This window comes from Tenacibaculum sp. MAR_2009_124, from assembly GCF_900105455.1.
GTDB lineage: Bacteria > Bacteroidota > Bacteroidia > Flavobacteriales > Flavobacteriaceae > Polaribacter.
The window spans coordinates 135,878-155,056 of the sequence record NZ_FNSF01000007.1 but is presented as its reverse complement, the minus strand read 5'-3'; the positions used below and the strand labels follow the sequence as shown (position 1 = coordinate 155,056).

Below are 19,179 nucleotides of genomic sequence, written 5' to 3'. Positions count from 1 at the left end.
ATTTTTATTCATGAAAAACAATTTTAAAACACTAATCCTACTATTATTAAGTATTGTCATGGTTTCATGTAGTGATGAAGAAACGCTACCATCATCGTTTGATGAAAACATTAATACAGAAAGATTTACAGGGATTGAACTAGGGAATTCGCAACTAGTTCTTCCTCAATCTAATATTGACGTGCATACTGAATTCGATTATCTAGGTACAAGCAAGGTTACTAAAATTTACTTCAATGTAAAACCTCATAACATTTCAACACCTCAAGCGGGGGAAGTTGCATGGGAATTAAAAGATCATTTAGTACCTGTTGATAGCTATGAAGGACAATTGAATCCGCATATTCACTATCATGTATACTTTGATGAAGAAAACAGATATGAACCTTCATTTAGACCTGCAGAAGGTATTTATAAATTCAAAATTACAGTTGAGCATGAGGATGGATCGAAAAGTGCAATAACTAAAGAGCTTCACATTATTAAAAAGTTCAAAAACATGGAAATTGGTGAAAATAATGTTGTAGCGATAGGAGCAGATGAACTTCATACAGAATACCAATATATTTCTGGAAACAATACTGTTACCGAAATTAAATACCAATTATGGTTTAAGGAATGGAGAGAAGGACAAAATGTTGAAGTTGGAAAATGGGATAACGTAGTCACTATACTACCTGCCAACTTATATGAAAACGTAAGAAATCCAGAAATTCATTATCATTATGACCTGATTCCAGAATCACCAGCTGGAGGATATTGGCTTAACATTTATGTTAAAGAAAGTGGAGAAAGTGAAGCCGTAAAACTGTCGGTGCCATTTAGAATACAGTAGCGATAAAAAAAAGAACTTGATAATATCAAGTTCTTTTTTTTATTTAATCTAATTCTATTTAAATTTGAAACACATTTAATAAAATGAAAACAATGAAAAAATTAGGACTACTATTTTTACTTACATTATTAGCCATTGCCTGCAATAGCGACAATGACGAACCAGATACTACGAAACCAACGATTACTGTTCAATATGATGCAGGTTTTCCTAAATCTTGTGATATTTTAGAAAAGGGAAAGCAATATACTGTTAAAGTTAAAGTTTCCGATAATATCGCTTTAGCCACGTATGCCATTGATATTCATCACAACTTTGATCATCATACACATGACGATCAAGGAGCTCAATGTGAACTAGCCCCAATAAAAACGCCTGTAACTCCCTTAATCTATATGCAAAACTTTTCAATTGAAAATACGCCTAAAGAATACGAAATAAATCAGGAAATAAACATTCCTAATGATATTGATTCTGGAGATTATCATTGTCAAATTTCCGTGATTGACGTTACAGGGTGGCAAAGTAGAACGTCTATCGATATAAAAATTCAATAATAACTTAATTAAGACATGCCTTATGATTTTAACTAAAGACTTATCAAAAAATTATGGCGATTTTACGGCTCTACAAAATTTGAACTTAAGTGTTGAACAAGGAGAGATTCTTTGTTTACTTGGTGCAAATGGAGCAGGAAAATCGACAACAATTAATCTTTTATTAAACTTTATCGCTCCTACTTCAGGTAAAGCATATATTAATGGTTTGGATGTTACTGAAAATGCGACTCAATCAAAGTCGTTTTTAACATATATTCCTGAAAATTTAATGTTGTACCCTACATTAACCGCTGTTGAAAACCTAGATTATTTTTTAGGAATTAGCGGTAAGAAATTTTCTAAAACTGATTTAGAATTGTATTTAGAAGAAGCTGGTTTACAACATGAAGCTTTTCATAAAAGAGTCCAGTTTTTTTCAAAAGGTATGCGTCAAAAAGTAGGCATTGCTCTGGCTATTGCAAAAGAAGCTAAAGTACTATTATTAGACGAGCCAACCTCTGGTTTAGATCCAAAATCTAGTAATGAATTTGGAGCACTGCTAAAAAAAATGAGAGATGAAGGCGTTGCTATTCTGATGGCCACTCACGATATTTTTAGAGCAAAAGAGATAGGAACTAATATTGGAATTATGAAAGAAGGTACATTAAGACATCATATACCTTCTGACAATATTTCTCTTCGTGAATTAGAAGAATTGTATTTAGATACTATGATTTTAAAAGAACCTGCCCTATGATAAGCCACATAATAAAGAAAGAGTTCAAAGAAACTTTTCGTGATGGTCGGTTTAAAATAGCTTCTCTGATAATCGTACTACTAGCCATATCAGCTTTGTTCATTACATCCAATCAATACAAAACTGTTAATAATCAACATCAAGAAGCGAAACAAAAGGAACGAAAATCTTGGGAATCGCAAGGCGAAAAAACGCCTCACTCCGCTGCCCATTATGGGAACTATGTTTTCAAGCCTAAATCTCCCTTATCACTAATTGATCAAGGAGTTAATAAATATACTGGAATTTCCATCTTTTTAGAAGCTCATAAAAGGAATGAGGCTCAATTTAGCAATGCTTCCGATCAAACCGCACTATCTCGTTTTGGTGAGCTCACTATTGATTTCATTCTTCTATACATACTTCCTTTAATAATTATACTTATTGGTTATAACAGTTTTACCAAAGAAATTGAAGGTAATACTTTTCAAATTCTAAAAAGTCAAGGTATTGTAGGTTGGAAATTACTCATTGGTAAGTGGTTTGCTACATTAATTCCACCAATAGTTATTACCACCATTTTATTTTTAATTAGCGGTATATTATTAACAAGCATTGATGACTTTGGTTCTTTAAATTTATATGCTTTAGGAACTTTGTTTTTTACTTATTGTTTTTATTATATAGTTTTTACCAATATTGTCCTGCTTATTTCTTCATTAGCAAAAAAATCAGGTATCTCGTTAGTTATCAATTTATTCTTTTGGGTGTTAGCCTGTTTTGTTGCTCCTAAAATTGCTAGCAATTTAGCCGAAACTCAATATCCATTCCCAACACATCAGGAATTTTCAAAAAGAATTGAGGAAGAAAACAAAAAAGGATTAGACGGACATAACCCATGGAATAAGCAAGCGCAAAAATTAGAGAAAGAAGTCCTTGAAAAATATGGAGTAGATAGCTTGCATAAACTTCCTTTTAATTTTAGTGCCTATAGAATGCAAAAAGGTGAGGAATACCAAGCTGCCGTATATGCTAAGCATTATGATTACATAAAAAAGCAAGCGCAAAATCAACATGGAGTTTATAAAACTATTTCAGTGATTTCTCCATTTTTACCTACCCGTTTTCTTTCAATGGCAATTGCACAAACTGATTATAATAGTCATAGAAATTTTGCAGAAGCTGCCGAAAAATATAGAGTCGAAGCACAACGCTTTTTAAATGGTACTGAGGAGCGAAATTCTAAATATGGTGAGCGCTATGTGGCTTCAAGTGATATTTGGTCTAAACTACCAGAGTTCGAATACGAAAAAGCTTCATTTTCGACGGTGGTTCCAAGTAATTCTTCACTATTTATAATTCTTTTATTATGGTTTGGAGTTTCAAGTTTGATCTTATTATTAACCAATAAAAAATACTAAGAATGTTTGCACACAATTTTAAATATGAATTAAAAACATTATTAAGAAGTAAGTGGTTAATATTACTTTTTATTACAATGTTTATTGTTATTTTCTTTGCGGGATATAATGGTCAACAAAAAGTAAATAGGCGTACTGCTGATATTGAGAAGATCAAAAATACTGTCATAGAAAAGGATCAAAAAATACTGCAAATTCTAGACTCTTTGGAAAAAGGACATGAAATGAACATAAGTTCATGGAAAAGTCCTCAAAGACCAATGACTATTGGGTATTCTAATCCTAGAGTTGCTGCAATGCCTCCTAAGGTATTAAGTTTTATTTCTCAAGGACAAAGCGATTTATTCACTCATTACGTTCAACCAAGAGCCTATGGAGACAGTTTTTTATTTAATTATTCTGAATTATCAAACCCTGTTCAGTTATTGTTTGGAAGTTTTGATTTAGCCTTTGTAATTATTTACATTATCCCATTAATAATAATAGCATTTAGCTTTAATATTTTTTCAGCTGAAAAAGAATTTGGATCCTTAAAGTTAATCGCATCTCAGCCAATCTCAGTAATACAATGGGCGCTCCAAAAAATAGGAATTCGTTATGCATGGCTAGTCTTTATTACATTACTCATTTTAATTGTAACATTTGCTATTAATGGTTTTGATTTCGCTCAAAACTTTTCTAGTTTCATTTCAATGTTTTTATTGATCTTCGCATACATCACTTTCTGGTTTTCAATTGTATTCTCAGTTAATATTTTTGTTAATAACTCAGCAAAGAATGCGGTGTCTTTATTAGCCATATGGGTAGTAATCATTCTAATCATCCCGGCTACGATAAGTCAGTTCGGTAATTCATTATACCCAGTTCCTTCTCGAACCAAGTTAATAACAGAGGTACGTGAATTTAAAGAAGAAATTTCTAAAAAACAGGATAAAATTTTGGACAATTTCTTGAGAGATCATCCTGAGTATGCCGACAATGGTAACGGGACAAATTATTCGTTTTGGCATAAGTATTTAGCTTCACAAGACATAATCGAGGATGAATTAGCTCCTTTAGTTAAAACCTATGAAGAACAATTAAAAGAACAGCAAAACTGGGTAAAAAAATGGCAATACTTTTCGCCAGCGATTATACTTCAACAAGCATTTAACTCTATTGCAGGAACCTCTACTTTAGATTATCAAAATTATAGGCAACAAGTAAGTGTGTATGCTAAAGAGTGGAGAAATTATTTTGTTCCGATGCTTTATAAAAATGAAAAATTTTCAACGGAGAAATTTAAGGACTTACCTCAATTTACTTTTAGTAGTCCCAAATCAACCTCAGTTCCTAAAGCTCTAATTCCGCTTTTTATCTTTTCATTGGGTATTATTCTAATTAGTATATCTACTTTTAAATTAAAATTGAAAAAAGGTACCATTATACATATGTAATCTTTGGAATAAATAACCTTCAAAATGATTCTAAAATAGAAAACACCCGTTAATCAAATAACGGGTGTTTTTTTTATTGTGAATAATTCCTTAAACATTGCAATTATCATCTTTACAATGTTTTTTGTTATGAAAATGCAAGCCTATTAATAAAAAAGATGGTAAATAAATTGCCTCTTCAAATAAAGGTATAAAATGAAAGTACTCATTTAAGATAATTGCAAACAATACAATCCATGTTAAATAAAGAGCAACTTTAATCCAGTTTTTACTCGTACTTTTAGATGCAGAATACACTGCATAAAAAGAAACCAATAAAAATGAAAAATCAATTAATCTCCACCATACTGGGCTGGACTCACAACAAGTTACTGAACATGTTTTTGCCAAAAAAAGAAATGGTGTAGCTAAACAATGTACAAAACATAAAGATGAACTAATTATCCCAATGTTATTAGAGTCGATAGTAAGTTTCCGGATCATAATAATATTTTAACGCAACTAAGTTGCAAATATATTACTATTTTAAAAAAGAACCACTATTTATTTATTCTTCTCTTCAATCCATTTACTCATGTATTTGGTTGCTCGTATGGTTTCAAAATTCAAAAGACTCCCTATAAAATTGTTGTTCCTATAAGCATCAAGATGTAACAATCTATTCTCTATTTCTTCACTAAACCTTATTTCTAGTTTTTCTTTATCGTATATTGAATTTATAATCTCAATTGCATTCCCTTGTTTTTCTTTCCATAATTGATTGTCCGTATACAATTTCACCGACTTTATCGCAAAATCAGCACTATCGTTTTCAATGAATCCATTCCATGGTAAATGCCCTCTCATCCCTTCTGCGCCTATCTCGGTAGTTACACTTGGAGTTCCTACTAACATAGCATCTGTTAGTTTTCCTTTAATACCCGCTCCAAACATTAACGGAGCCAACATTACTTTAGCTTTCTCAATTACTGCTAAAGCATTGTCAACTGCTCCTTTTACTATAAAGCCTTCTTTAGCATTATTCATTTGTAAAATATGATCAGGTGGATAAGCTCCATAAATATGTAATTGCACATTTTGTAACTCTTTTCTAATCAAAGGCCATATTCTCTTCTTTAATTCCACAACCGCATTCACATTCGGAGCATGTAAATAGTTACCAATAAAAACAAAATCAACTCTATTATTGTAAGAAAGCCAATGATCTACATGATTTGGTTCAAGTTTATTGAGTAAAAAAGGTAAATGGATATATAGTTTTTCATCAATCTTGAAAACTTCCTTTAGTAGTTTTATTTCGTACTCAGAAATAATCAATGAGACATCACATCTTAATATTGAAGCAATTTCTCTTTTAGCCAAATCTGAACTTAACAATTCTGAAAGTTCAAATTCTCTTTGCTTTTTAAAAGCCTGATGACGCACTTTTCTTAAACAATGTAAATCTTCTGTATCAAGAATTTTCAAGGATTTCGCGCAGTTTTCAGTTACCCTCCATCCGAATTGTTCTTCCATCATAAACCTATCAAACATTACGATAGAAGGGGATTCTTCCTTAATAAAATTATCAAAAGAAGAGGAGTTTAACGTAATTCCCTCCTCTTTTACACCTAATTCATTTAAATCTATTGATCGTTCTGTTTTTTGAGCGGGGCATGCAAAAGTAACAGAATACTTATTCTTCAAAAATATTTCTATTAGTTGAAGCATTCTGCTTCCTGCTGCTGAAGAATTGGGTTCAACCCAAACATACCCAATTATTACAATGTGCTTTTTCAATAACCTTTCGTATATAAATTTATCGTATTCCTTTCTAATTTAAAGGTCCTAAAGAATTCCAAGGTAACTCCTGGTTCTACAGCACCTTTTTATGAACCTTTAAATAACACATCAAAGGTACTTTGTTTTCCACAACTCTAAAATATATTTAATGATACTATTTCTCTAAAATCATTTTATATTCTCCCTGAACTGTTTTCCCCCAATTGACCAACGTTTTAATTTCTTCCTCTGTTAACTTAGCGTCTCCATGGGTAATTGTGTATGACTTTAACGGCATATGCTTTTCTTCAACCTCTTCATGAACTTCATCCATTTTATGTTCTTTCTTTTTTAAACTATAATTGCTCCAGTTAGAAAAATCAAGATGTTCTCTTCCTTCTTCGACATGATGCGCCATCCAATAATTTATAGGTGTAATTTTCCCATACCATGGATAATTTGTTTTCGCACTGTGGCAATCAAAACATGCTTTTTTAAGTATTGTTTCCACTTCTGCACTCGTTTTAGTTTCCGCTAAAAAAACTTTTACACTTTCATACTCACCTAAATTTTGCTCTGGTTGAAAGAACTGTGCTATTAATACCCCTCCTAGTGCTACTACCCCTACTTTTTTTAGTATACTCATTTCTCTATTATTTTTGTTACGTACTTAATTTTAATTCCTCAAGTTTAAAATAACGTTTACTTTATATTAATACTACCATTTACCAATTGAAATAACTGGTATGATAACGATTTTAAACATGACGATTTTATTCTGTTTGTTTTTGCTCTCTAAAAATAGTAATTCTTTAGTATAAAGGTATAATATCACAAATAATCGTACATTTGTGCTTCTTAAAAAGAACTAAATAATCTAAGCTGCACGCTTTTAAAAACGCATAAAAATGAAATACGATTTAATCGTTATTGGTTCTGGTCCTGGTGGATATATTTCTGCAATCAGAGCTGCTCAATTAGGGTCTAAAGTTGCTATTATCGAAAAATATTCGACTTTAGGTGGAACTTGTTTAAATGTTGGATGTATTCCTTCAAAAGCTTTATTAGATTCTTCTCATCATTATTATGATGCAGTTCATCATTTTGAAGAGCATGGAATTTCTGTTGAGAAACCTACTTTCGATTTTTCAAAAATGGTTGGACGAAAAGCTTCTGTAGTTGAACAAACTACTGGAGGTATCAAATACTTAATGGATAAGAACAACATTGAAGTATATGAAGGTCTTGGTTCATTTGAAGATGCAACTCACGTAAAAATTACGAAAACCGATGGATCTTCAGAAGTTATTGAAGGTACCAATATTATAATTGCTACTGGTTCAAAACCATCTTCTTTACCTTTTATCACCATTGATAAAGAACGCATTATCACTTCAACTGAAGCTTTAAAATTAAAAGAAGTTCCTAAACATTTATTAGTTATTGGTGGTGGTGTTATTGGACTTGAATTAGGTTCAGTTTATAAAAGATTAGGAGCGAATGTTACCGTAATTGAATATGCGCCTACGATTACTCCTACAATGGATAAAGATGTTTCTAAAGAATTGACAAAAGTTTTAAAGAAACAAGGTGTTAAGTTTAATGTAAGTCATGGAGTAACTTCTGTTGAAAGAAATGGAGACGAGGTTATTGTGAAAGCTACAAATAAAAAAGGTGAGGAAGTTACATTCAACGGAGATTACTGTTTAGTAGCTGTTGGACGTCGCCCATATACCGATGGATTGGCTCTTGAAAAGGCAGGTGTAAAAGTATCTGAAAGAGGGCAAGTAGAAGTAAACGACCACTTACAAACAAATGTTAGTACTATTTATGCTATCGGTGATGTGGTTAAAGGAGCAATGTTAGCTCATAAAGCTGAAGAGGAAGGAGTTGTTGTTGCTGAATACTTAGCTGGTCAAAAACCTCATATTGATTATAATTTAATTCCTGGTATTGTATATACTTGGCCTGAAGTTGCCGCTGTAGGTAAAACTGAACAAGAGCTAAAAGATGCAGGGATCGAGTATAAAGCTGGTAAATTTTCAATGCGCGCGTTAGGAAGATCTCGTGCTAGTGGAGATTTGGATGGTTTTGTAAAAGTTTTGGCTGATAAAACTACTGATGAAGTATTAGGTGTACATATTGTTGGAGCCCGTGCTGCTGACTTAATTATGGAAATGGCAGTAGCGATGGAATTTAGAGCTTCTGCAGAAGATATTGCTAGAATATGTCATGGACATCCTACTTATTCAGAAGCAATTAAAGAAGCGGCAAAAGCTGCTTGGGATGGAAAGCCTTTAAACGCTTAAGAATAACAGACATTATATGATATTAAAAGCGGCTCCAGAAATTGGAGCCGCTTTTTCATTTTGTATTATTATCAAAATAAAAACCATAAAACTTTAAAATTCACAAGGTTAGTCCTGTTTTTTTTCGATAATTTAATTTCCAATTAAAAACCCTCCTTACAATGAAATTAAAATTATTGAAACTATTTATTCTTATTTTCTATTCGAATATATTGTTTTCTCAAAACTTTCATGAAAAACAACTTCCAACTCCCGACAATTTAAGTTCATTATTTATTGGTCCTTTAATACACTCTACCATTCATTATGGTGCAGTTCCCAATAACTTTAATGGAAAAGTTATTCTATTCAATCATGGATATATAGACTTAAACCAACTTTTCTTCACGAATAATACGTTTTATCAAGAAGCTTATAATGCTGGCTATCAGGTGGTATTTGTTGCCACAACTCGAGGAGAAGGTATGTGGAAAAACGGACAGTTATTGGCCGAATCTATTGATATAATATGTAATAAATACAATGTTAATAATCTGAACATTGTTGCACATAGTAATGGTGGTAAAGCCAGTGAAGTTGCTATGTATGCATATAATAAAAGTAATAAGGTAAATAAAGTATTTGCTTTAGGAACTCCCTACTGGGGAACCTATTTAGCAGATCTCTCTCAACAGTGGTGGTTTAATTGGATATGGCGTCATACTGGCCTCAATGAAGGCAGTGCCACATCAACAACCTATTATTGTAGAAATATTGTTCGACCCTATTTCGATAATCACCCCAATAACGAACCCGATAAATTCTATATAATTGGAGGTTCAGGATTTGCTAGTGGTCATACGATTCTGGCTCCTTTAATGTTTACTAGTGGTGCTATTTTATATACAAGAGAAGGTACAAACGATGGTGTTGCCTCTTACAATAGTACTCTAAGACCAAATGGTAACTTTTTGTTTAATAAAAACGAACTTAGGCTTGATCATATCGACGTTGCTTTGGGTCAATACGTATGGAACTATATAGAGCCCATTCTGTCAGGAAACTCGCCTAGAAACGCTATTAATAGAAAAGGAAACTCTCATAAAGAATCTGAAATATCAAGCGACTATCAAATAGTACATTCAGAAAACAGTTATGATCAATTAACATTAGATATAGATAATTCAAAAGCACGTTTAGTTGTTTTTCATCCCAGTAAAAAGAGCTCATTTAAGCTAAAATCGAATAATAGTTCTCTTTCAGAAAATAAATTCATTTGTTCCAAGAAGTCAAACGATATTAATAATCATGTTAGTTCTTACAATCTTTTATCAGAAAATAATAAGATTGATATTTCTTCGAACTCTAAATATGTTGCCTATTTACACCAACCGAATGGCGTTAAAATGATCTATAATCATGATCACTCATCAAACCTTATTAGGGTAAATTTCGTTAATACAAAAAACCCTATTCATGCAACAAACATTTCGGCTGTAATATCGAAAACAGCAGATTTAGCAGGCAACAAAATAACTGGCAATACCTTTATAAAAACATTAGATTATAATGAGAATAGCGAAAGCTTTGTTCTTGACACTTCCGTTTTCGACAACGGTTCATACAGTGTATATATTTCAGCTAATCATGAAGATTTTAAAAGAAATATTATATCAGGATTTACCGTAGGGAAGTTAGACATTTCCTCATTTGCCAACAAAACAACCATACAATCAACCAATAAATTAACTTTACAACTACAGAACACTTTGGTTGAACACTATTTGAAATTTAATCTCACTGGCTTCGAGAATTACAATACAGCTACTAATTATCGAATTAATGTATTTAACTTAAATGGTCAGAAAGTAATTGAAAGAACTGAAGAAATTCGTTCTAAAAATTTCGAGGTTAATGTTGAGGAATTACATTCAGGACTATATATCGTACAGGTAGATTTAAACGGAAAACTAAAAAGCTTTAAAATAGTTAAGCAATAATTTTAGCTATTTAAAAAGCCATTGACTATTACGAAACTAAGAATTTAAAGAAACTTAAGATATAAATAGTAGAGTGTTTAGAATCACAATTAGTGTAAAAAAAGCCCGAGATTACTCTCGGGCTTTTTGCTTCATATGGTCTTTTAAATTCCTTTCTTATTGCTGAATACCGTAGAAATTACCTACGTTATCTTCAATTTCAGAAGCTTTCTTAATCGCCTCAAAAATTTGGAATGATTTATTCTTACGATCGTTAGCCAATCTCTTTCTATACGTATCGTAATTCGGTAAAGCCGTTGGTAATTCTTTTGATTCAACAGAAAAAGCAAACACTCCTCTATCTCCAACAACATTGTTAAACATCGTATTCTCTTTTGCGCTTAACATAGCTCCAATAATCTTTGGTTCATAACCAACTCCTGCTAATGTAGGCGATTGCAAATTAACTTTGTTCGCATTTCTTACTGTCTGACCAGCATTTTTAGCGATATCTTCTAAAGTAGATCCGGTCATTTTATCCTCTAACATTTTAGCTTTCTTTTCTTTTACTAAAATTGGTCTTATTGAGGCAGTAGCCTTATCTACAGACATTAATCCTTTTGATGTTTTATTTGTTAAAACGGCAACAGCATATCCTCCTTCTATATCAAAACGTTTGTAATCTCCTACTTTCACATCCTTTTCAAATGCCCAAGTGATGATATCTCTTTCATTTCCTAAACCAGGAACATTCTCGTCTAAAGCCTTTAATCCAACTGCTGGTAACGATTTTAAACTCTTTTCTTTCAATACTTCATCATAACTCTTACCGTTTGCCAAATCCTGAGAAAATAACTCCGCTCCTTGGTAAATGGTGTTTTCTGTTGCTTCAGAAGCTACGATCTCTTTACCGAAAGTTGCTAATTTTAATACAGGTTGAAAGTTCTTTTGATCTTCGGTTCTAATCACGTGAAAACCAAAAACTGTTTTTACAACACCAATATCATTTTTCTTTCCTTTAAATACGAAATCTCTAAATTCAGTTACCATTCTATTATAACCGAACCAATCGTAAAAACCACCTTTAGAAGCCGAACCTTTATCAGAAGAAAAATCCTTTGCTAAATCAGCAAACTTCGAAGGAGACTGTTTTACAGCTGCCATTAAACTATCGGCTAATACCTTAGCTTCTTCTTCGGTTCTTGTTATTGATGGATCAGCACTTGAAGCTCCAACGAAAGGAACTAAAATATGTCTTGCCTGAGCTGAATCAGGTAATTGAGTTACTTCGGTAATTTTTGATAATTTGAAGAAGTTCCCATCTTTATAAGGTCCAAATACATCTCCCTGTTTCCCTTCAAATAATTTATCCGCGATTACCTGAGGTACTTGAACTTTAAATTGGAACTTATCATCATAAGCTACATCCGAATCATTTTCGTCGAAAAATTCAGAATAATCAGTTGTATTTTTTAATCCAATTGCTTTTATTCCATTCTTTTCAGAATCTTCAATAAATGAAGCAACATTCTTTTCTATTACTGCTTCATCTTCTGAAGTAGGTTTGATATCGAATTTCACAAATTTAACATCTCTTGAAGCCTCTACTTCATAATCAGAAGCGTGTGATTCTATATACTTCTTAACATCGCCTTTCGTTACAGTAACTAAACTATCCGCTATTAATGTATAAGGAGCGTAAACATATTTACCAGAAATTTTAGTGTTTTCAGTAAGGTACTTGTTTTCACCTTCTTTCAAAGAAGCTCCTAAACCAGAAGTTACCAAGTTATCATATGTTGTTTTCTCTAAATTGCTTTTAAGAGATCCCATATAACCTTGCCAAGCTCTCCACTCGTCTCCATTCGCTTCTTTGATAGTTGCTAAAAACTCAGTGAACTTAGACCTATCAAAAATACCTTCTGTTTGAAATCTCTCTTGGTTTTGAACACCAGAAGACTCTATTAAAGCATTCATGATATCTGCTTCACCAACAGTTATACCTGCATTTTCTAATTGAGCTTCATAAATTTTTTGACGTAATAAGCTATTCCATACATTTTTTGCTGCTTGCATTTCAGAAACTCTACCACCTGAATTTTGCTTGTATGCTTCTAAAGCGTCAGAAAACTCTTGACGTGATATTGTTTCACCGTTCACGGATCCAATATCATTTACTTTGGTTGAATTGAAAAAATCTGAAATAGTAGATGGGTCTAACACAAATGCAAAGAGCGCCAAACCAACAACAAGTATCAAGAACATTGAGCGTTCTCTAATCTTCGATAAAATTGCCATACGTCATTTTATTTAATTAACAGGGGCGAAAATACAATTTCACATTTAATAATGCAACGTTTTTTTGGCTGTTTTAAGGTAGTTTTTCTTATAATAGCGCTTATTCCTCTATTAACACTTCGAAACTTATTGTATCGATTTTGGATGCACTAACTTTCAGTATTTTAATTTGAAAATTATCGATGATTAAAACCTCGTCTTTTTCAGGAATATTCTCGGTATGATTTATAATAAATCCTCCTAAAGTTTCATAAGCGTCTTCCTCTGGAATATTCAAGTCATACTCTTCGTTCAAGTAATCGACATCCAATCTAGCAGAAAAATGATATTCCTTATCACCAATTTGTTCTTCAAGAAGTTCAATACTATCATGTTCATCTTCAATTTCACCAAATAACTCCTCCACAATATCTTCCACTGTTATAATACCCGCAGTACCTCCATACTCATCAACCACTACCGCTATACTTCTTCGTTTTTTTATCAAAGAATTTAAAATATCATTACTAATCATTGATTCTGGAACAAATTCTACAGGAAGTAAAATAGATTTAATACTTCGAGGTTTTTTAAACAACTCGAAAGCATTGACATATCCTAAAATCTCGTCTAAGGAATTTTTATAAACAATTATTTTTGAAAGTCCTGTTTCAATAAAAAGCTCACCTAAATAAGTTACCGTGCTATGTATGTCGACCGCTATTATTTCAGTTCTTGGCACCATAATTTCACGTGCCTTCACTTTATAGAACTCCAGCGCGTTTTGGAAAATATGAATTTCAGAATCAACCTCTTCTTCATTATTTCCTCCATCTAACTGCTCAGATATATAATTTCCTAATTCTTCCTTACTAAATTCCTTCTGTTCTGAATCTTCTTTGGTTTTAAACAAAACATTTAGAAAAAAATCCGATATCTTACTAGTAATCCATGTTGGGATAAAAAATATATAATAGAAAAAGTAGGCTGGAATTGCAAAAATTTTAAGCGTTTCATTGGCATAAATTCTAAAAATCGCTTTTGGTAAAAACTCAGCGGTTACTAAAATCACTAATGTTGAAATTAATGTTTGCGTCAGTAATTTAGCATCTACCAATAGGTAATTCAGAATTACATATTCAGAAGGTAAGAACATTTGAAACCATTCGATTAAAAGCTCTCCCATGAAATAACTATAAACCACCAAAGCTACATTATTACCCACAAGCATCGTAGTAATAAATCTTGATGATTTCTCTGTGATAGTTCTAAGAACTTTAGCTAAAAAGCCCTCACGTTTTTTTTCTAACTCAATATGAAGCTTATTTGCAGACACAAATGCTATTTCCATTCCTGAAAAAAATGCAGAAAACAGCACAGAAAAGAAAATAATAATAATTTCAAATTGCATTTGTAGGGTTAGTTTTACTTGTTTCTATCAATAACTTTTTTTCTAAAGCGCCTTTTAAATAAAAAAATTAGTAGGATAAATATAGCAAAACCAAACATTATTAATGCCTCTGGAAGGTCAGAATTTATTTTTAATATCCCTTCAACCAAAAAAATAACCGCTACCACTAAGTAACCATACTGTAAATATTTCCAAAGTGTATTCATTATAATTCTTCTTCTTTTGTTTGTATTTCACCCGTAATGTCTTTGGCTATCCATTTTGTTAAATCTTGTTTAGACTCAAAACCATAGCCATTAATGGTGTCTGTAGGATTTGTTAAGCGAAAGCCATCTTCAGTAAAAAAATACTTTTCTTTTTGATCCCAAAACAATTGATTCGTTTCTAGCTTAGAGTTTTCATTGTGGTTAATAATTACCACATTATCTCTAATTTCCGAAATACTCGTTTTACCATAAGTACGTGCATAGTTTCCGGTTATTGTTACCGAATCCTTTCCATTATTTTCGTAAGAAACTATTTCAATTCCATTAGGAAACTCATTATACGGATGTTCTTTTCTATTTGTAAAATCATGCAATACTGGAGTTATTAACTTTGAAGTTACCTTACCAGAGTCTTTGTAAACATGATTTATATTTTTCCCTACAGCAATTGGCAGGTTTTTATCTGCAAGAAAATCTTGCACCTCTTTCTTCGTATTTGTACATGAAAAAAACATTGCCACCAAACCAATGGTAGCAATGCATTTTATCAATATTTTATTTGTATTCAACATATATTATGGAACACGAACTGTTTCTCCTATCCAACATCCAACTCTGTGAGATGAACCTGAAGCAACACCTTTTTGAAAAACCAATTTCTTAGAAGGAATGTTTGCTCTATAGCTTCTGATATATCTACCAGCACCACAACCCGGATCAACTCTTTGAGCCTTTTGCGCTTTGTTTAACGCTGCTACGTATACCATTCTCTTTTCAAATTCGTCGCTACCACAAGAGTTAGCACTCTTTTGATATAAACTTGCAATGTATAAGTAAGCCTTACCATAGTTAGGATCGTACTTTAATGCTTCTAATGCTAAAGCTCTACCTCTACTTCCTCTTACTCCTTGAGCTTCTCTTAATTTAAGTTTTGCCTTTTTTAATGGATCTGTTTCTAAATCAAAGGCCTTTTTTCTCATATCAGCGGCTCCTGCTTTATCTCCATTCTTTTCCAAAACTCCAGCAACAAAGTTAAATGCATCTGCTGATTGTGTTGCATCTGCATAAGCTGATGCTAATTTTTCAAACAATGGATCTTCTTGACATCCTTTGTTGTACATACGAGACACCGCTCTTCTTAACCAAACTCCATTGGTTTTATTAGCTTCGAAATCTCTCGTATAAATAGGTATTAATCTTTCACAAGTGGCTATTTTTGATATTAAAGCATCCAAACCACCTTCAACCTGTCCTAAAGAACTTGAATTTACTCTAGCTACTTTTAATTTCTTTTTCTCCTTAGAATCTAAAGTACCAGCCTCTTCTTTTGGTAATAAAACCTTAAGTCTTTTACCATAATCATCTAACTTCTCCTGTACTGACTCTACAGCCTCATCATACGTATCAAAAACTTTCTGAGGATCGGTATCTTTATACTTTTCAACAACAAGTTCAAAATATCTTAAGATATTCTTTACTCCCATATTCTTAGCACCTAATTTAAAAGCTTTATCTAGTATACCAAAAATCTCATCATTAGTCCCCAATTTATTCTTGTACATGTAATTAGCGTAATCTCCATGAACCTTTGCTGGGCTTTTCTTAGGAAAGTTAGCTAACCTACCTTCGTATATTCTTTTTGCTAAAACATGATCTCCATTATTCTCAGCTATCCTCTGTCCATATTTATAAATATTAACTGATAATGAAGGGCAATTGGTTAATAAGTATTCCAAATTGGTTTTCGCCGCATCATATTTTTTATTCGTAACATCTCCTTTAAACAGGTTATATTTTATATTACATTCTTGACCTGCTTGTGCCTTAACCCCATTTACGGCTACAAACAAAAGTACTCCTGTTAGTAAATACGTAATTTTTTTCATCATTTATCAGTTTTATATTAATCTATCTTTCTTTTAACGAACCAATTTATACTGTTTAGTGATAAACTCAACTTCACATTAAAATAGTTCTCTTTGACTAAATTATTACTAATTGTTCCTCGTTGACCATATTCAAAACCAAGGTTTACATTAGATAATAATTTTGGTAACGGTAATCCGAATCCAATATTTATGCCAAAGTCGTCAATCGATGTTAAATTTTGACCTGTACCTAACCCATCAACTAAAACTCCGAGCTTTTCAACACGTACACCAGCTCTATAGGTTACTCTATCCCAATAACTTGATATTGAGTTTATTTTAGGTATATAAAATCCTCCAATCGAAAATTTTCTTCCACTTTCATATTGGTAGCCGTCAGCCGCTGTATTAATTCCATTCGATGTGGAAATTGCTTCTCTAAATTCTTGATTGATTCCAACATACCATTTATCAGTTTTCCCTAAACCAACCCCAACTGAAGCTTTATATGGCATTGTTATATTTCCAGATATGCTTCTTGCATACAAAGTATCTCTTCCTTGCTCAATACCCGAACTACCTAAGGTTAAAGAGTATAATCTTTCAGAACCTGTAGCAGATAAGTCGCTCTCCATTACAACTGAAGCTCCTGTGTTGAACTTTAATTTATTTTTTAGTTCAGTTTCATATTGTGCACCAAACTTAAACTGACCTCCTCTAATATTCACCTCTTCTTCGTATTTGGTTCCAAGAGAGACGTTATTTTTCTGATTAAAAATATTATTTTCTAAATTTCCAAAAATGAAACTAGCTTCCGCTCCTACAGAAAAACCTTTAAAAATATAAGCTCCAAATCCAGCATATAATCTATTTGTTCCTCCGCTTCCACTGAATCTTGATATCTCTAATAACTCTTCCCCAGAATAACTGCTGTTTAATAAGGCATATCCAACCGATGAATAGGGTTGTAGTCCTACGGTAATACCCATTTTCTTTCCTACGGGTAAACCTAAAGCTATGTATCTTAAGCTTGTTGATTTACCAGAAGCCGATCCATTGGATTCCTTTAATGTTAAATAGCTAAAACTTCCTCCAACTGCATATGTTGCTACTTTTAAATCAGCATTTGCAGCAGGATTTGTAAAGTTTAAGTGGAAATGATCTTTCATAGCGACTCCTATGCCACCCATAGAAGATTGCTCGACTGTTAACTGTTCAAAATTTTCTCCTATTCCGAAATAAGAATATGGCGATGCGCTATTACGCTGTGCTACTATTGTTGTTGTTCCTAATGTTAATATTCCTAATATAAACCTCTTAATCATCCGCTAAATTATAAATCAAAATAGTGTGTAATCCCTCCAAAATAAAATTCGGTTGGGCAAATATGACACTTTTTAATTGTTCTTCCAAGAATTTTGTATCACCTCCTGTTAAAACAACTGTTAAATCTTGAAATTCACTTGTATATTGATTAATAAGTCCTTTTATTTCATTGTATACTCCATTTACAACGCCAGAATGAATAGAATTATTGGTATTCGTTCCAATAAAACTGTTTATTTGACTCGATTTTAGTAGCGGTAAGTTTGATGTAAATGTATGAAGCGCATTATACCTCATTTTTATTCCTGGAGAAATAGCTCCGCCTAAATATTCCTTGTTCTTTGTTATAAATTCATAAGTAATACAAGTACCCGCATCGATTACCAATACATTCTCATTTGGATATTGATCTACGGCTGCAGCCGCCAAAGCAATTCTATCCACACCCAATGTTTTTGGAGTATCGTAATTATTTTTAAATGGCACTTTCGTTTCAGAGTTCAAAAATAATGGACTCAATAATTGATCTATTTTTTCAATTTCTTTATCCGTGAAACTAGCTACAGAAGAAACAATAGTATGCTCTACAGAAAAATCTTGAAGAATTTTATTTAAATTTTCCAGTAATTTTTCTTTTTGAAAAACGAAAACCTCAAGTATTTTACCACTCTCAAAAACAGCTACTTTAACCCTTGTATTACCTACATCAATAATTAAGTTCATCTCTATATTTTTAGAAAAGTTCAAAATTACTATACTTTTTTTATTTCTTTTCTTTTGGTAAATTAAAAAACGATTGTATATTTGCATCCGCTTAGCGAAAGTAGCTAACTGGTGCCTTAGCTCAGTTGGTAGAGCAAAGGACTGAAAATCCTTGTGTCCCTGGTTCGATTCCTGGAGGCACCACAAAAAATAAAGCTCGCATAAGTCGTGCGAGTTTTATTTTACTTAAGCTACTTCGATTTGCAACTGGTGCCTTAGCTCAGTTGGTAGAGCAAAGGACTGAAAATCCTTGTGTCCCTGGTTCGATTCCTGGAGGCACCACCTTGAAAGCCTAAACACGTTTGTTTAGGCTTTTTAATTATGAAAAAACTTC

Annotated in this window: 16 protein-coding genes and 2 tRNA genes; 9 read left to right on the top strand and 9 right to left on the bottom strand. The window is 32.4% G+C overall.

What is annotated here, in order from left to right:
* Nucleotides 1-10: 10 nt before the first annotated feature.
* The 5 genes from BLW23_RS17715 to BLW23_RS17695 all read left to right on the top strand — a co-directional run bounded on the left by BLW23_RS17715 (nucleotide 11) and on the right by BLW23_RS17695 (nucleotide 4,967).
* Entirely contained in the window at nucleotides 11-835 is an 825-nt protein-coding gene (locus BLW23_RS17715; protein WP_143032221.1) for a hypothetical protein, read from the top strand.
* Nucleotides 836-927: 92 nt separating this feature from the next.
* Nucleotides 928-1,392 (top strand): DUF4625 domain-containing protein, encoded by a 465-nt coding sequence (locus BLW23_RS17710; protein WP_093673179.1) that lies wholly within the window; start codon nucleotides 928-930, stop codon nucleotides 1,390-1,392.
* Nucleotides 1,393-1,414: 22 nt separating this feature from the next.
* Nucleotides 1,415-2,131 (top strand): ABC transporter ATP-binding protein, encoded by a 717-nt coding sequence (locus tag BLW23_RS17705; RefSeq protein WP_093672355.1) that lies wholly within the window; start codon nucleotides 1,415-1,417, stop codon nucleotides 2,129-2,131.
* Nucleotides 2,128-3,531 (top strand): ABC transporter permease, encoded by a 1,404-nt coding sequence (locus BLW23_RS17700; RefSeq protein WP_093672353.1) that lies wholly within the window; start codon nucleotides 2,128-2,130, stop codon nucleotides 3,529-3,531. Before BLW23_RS17705 ends, BLW23_RS17700 begins: the two co-directional genes overlap by 4 nt.
* 2 nt (nucleotides 3,532-3,533) lie before the next feature.
* The gene (locus BLW23_RS17695) at nucleotides 3,534-4,967 is read left to right on the top strand and encodes a DUF3526 domain-containing protein (RefSeq protein ID WP_093672351.1); all 1,434 of its coding nucleotides are present in this window, start codon (nucleotides 3,534-3,536) and stop codon (nucleotides 4,965-4,967) included.
* A 90-nt stretch (nucleotides 4,968-5,057) separates the two neighbouring features.
* On the opposite strand, the gene BLW23_RS17690 is transcribed toward BLW23_RS17695, so the two are convergent.
* The 3 genes from BLW23_RS17690 to BLW23_RS17680 all read right to left on the bottom strand — a co-directional run bounded on the left by BLW23_RS17690 (nucleotide 5,058) and on the right by BLW23_RS17680 (nucleotide 7,374).
* Entirely contained in the window at nucleotides 5,058-5,450 is a 393-nt protein-coding gene (locus BLW23_RS17690) for a MerC domain-containing protein (RefSeq protein WP_093672349.1), read from the bottom strand.
* A gap of 60 nt (nucleotides 5,451-5,510) precedes the next feature.
* The gene (locus BLW23_RS17685; RefSeq protein WP_255362827.1) at nucleotides 5,511-6,746 is read right to left on the bottom strand and encodes a glycosyltransferase; all 1,236 of its coding nucleotides are present in this window, start codon (nucleotides 6,744-6,746) and stop codon (nucleotides 5,511-5,513) included.
* A gap of 157 nt (nucleotides 6,747-6,903) precedes the next feature.
* Entirely contained in the window at nucleotides 6,904-7,374 is a 471-nt protein-coding gene (locus BLW23_RS17680; RefSeq protein ID WP_093672347.1) for a heme-binding domain-containing protein, read from the bottom strand.
* Nucleotides 7,375-7,636: 262 nt separating this feature from the next.
* Between BLW23_RS17680 and lpdA the strand changes: the two genes are divergently transcribed.
* Both lpdA and BLW23_RS17670 read left to right on the top strand, forming a co-directional pair.
* Complete coding sequence (lpdA, locus tag BLW23_RS17675) at nucleotides 7,637-9,037, top strand: dihydrolipoyl dehydrogenase (protein ID WP_093672345.1); 1,401 nt, start codon at nucleotides 7,637-7,639, stop codon at nucleotides 9,035-9,037.
* A 161-nt stretch (nucleotides 9,038-9,198) separates the two neighbouring features.
* Nucleotides 9,199-11,016, top strand: a complete 1,818-nt coding sequence (locus BLW23_RS17670) for a T9SS type A sorting domain-containing protein (RefSeq protein ID WP_093672343.1) — start codon at nucleotides 9,199-9,201, stop codon at nucleotides 11,014-11,016.
* Nucleotides 11,017-11,172: 156 nt separating this feature from the next.
* On the opposite strand, the gene BLW23_RS17665 is transcribed toward BLW23_RS17670, so the two are convergent.
* The 6 genes from BLW23_RS17665 to BLW23_RS17635 all read right to left on the bottom strand — a co-directional run bounded on the left by BLW23_RS17665 (nucleotide 11,173) and on the right by BLW23_RS17635 (nucleotide 18,806).
* Nucleotides 11,173-13,293 carry a peptidylprolyl isomerase gene (locus BLW23_RS17665; RefSeq protein WP_093672341.1) on the bottom strand — a complete coding sequence of 707 codons (2,121 nt, stop codon included), beginning with the start codon at nucleotides 13,291-13,293 and terminating at the stop codon, nucleotides 11,173-11,175.
* Between the two features lie 100 nt (nucleotides 13,294-13,393).
* Complete coding sequence (locus BLW23_RS17660) at nucleotides 13,394-14,683, bottom strand: hemolysin family protein (RefSeq protein WP_093672339.1); 1,290 nt, start codon at nucleotides 14,681-14,683, stop codon at nucleotides 13,394-13,396.
* A 205-nt stretch (nucleotides 14,684-14,888) separates the two neighbouring features.
* Nucleotides 14,889-15,461, bottom strand: coding sequence for an LPS export ABC transporter periplasmic protein LptC (gene lptC / locus BLW23_RS17650; protein ID WP_093672335.1), 573 nt, complete (start codon nucleotides 15,459-15,461; stop codon nucleotides 14,889-14,891).
* Between the two features lie 3 nt (nucleotides 15,462-15,464).
* Nucleotides 15,465-16,778: a hypothetical protein gene (locus BLW23_RS17645; RefSeq protein ID WP_255362826.1), complete on the bottom strand. Its 1,314-nt coding sequence runs from the start codon at nucleotides 16,776-16,778 to the stop codon at nucleotides 15,465-15,467.
* Nucleotides 16,779-16,792: 14 nt separating this feature from the next.
* Nucleotides 16,793-18,082 carry a hypothetical protein gene (locus BLW23_RS17640; RefSeq protein WP_093672333.1) on the bottom strand — a complete coding sequence of 430 codons (1,290 nt, stop codon included), beginning with the start codon at nucleotides 18,080-18,082 and terminating at the stop codon, nucleotides 16,793-16,795.
* Nucleotides 18,075-18,806 (bottom strand): type III pantothenate kinase, encoded by a 732-nt coding sequence (locus tag BLW23_RS17635; RefSeq protein WP_093673173.1) that lies wholly within the window; start codon nucleotides 18,804-18,806, stop codon nucleotides 18,075-18,077. The genes BLW23_RS17640 and BLW23_RS17635 overlap by 8 nt, the downstream gene beginning before the upstream one ends.
* A 110-nt stretch (nucleotides 18,807-18,916) precedes the next feature.
* Between BLW23_RS17635 and BLW23_RS17630 the strand changes: the two genes are divergently transcribed.
* Together BLW23_RS17630 and BLW23_RS17625 are read left to right on the top strand one after the other, a co-directional pair.
* Nucleotides 18,917-18,989: transfer RNA gene (locus tag BLW23_RS17630), tRNA-Phe, on the top strand.
* A gap of 65 nt (nucleotides 18,990-19,054) precedes the next feature.
* A tRNA-Phe gene (locus BLW23_RS17625) sits at nucleotides 19,055-19,127 on the top strand.
* Nucleotides 19,128-19,179: the final 52 nt, after the last annotated feature.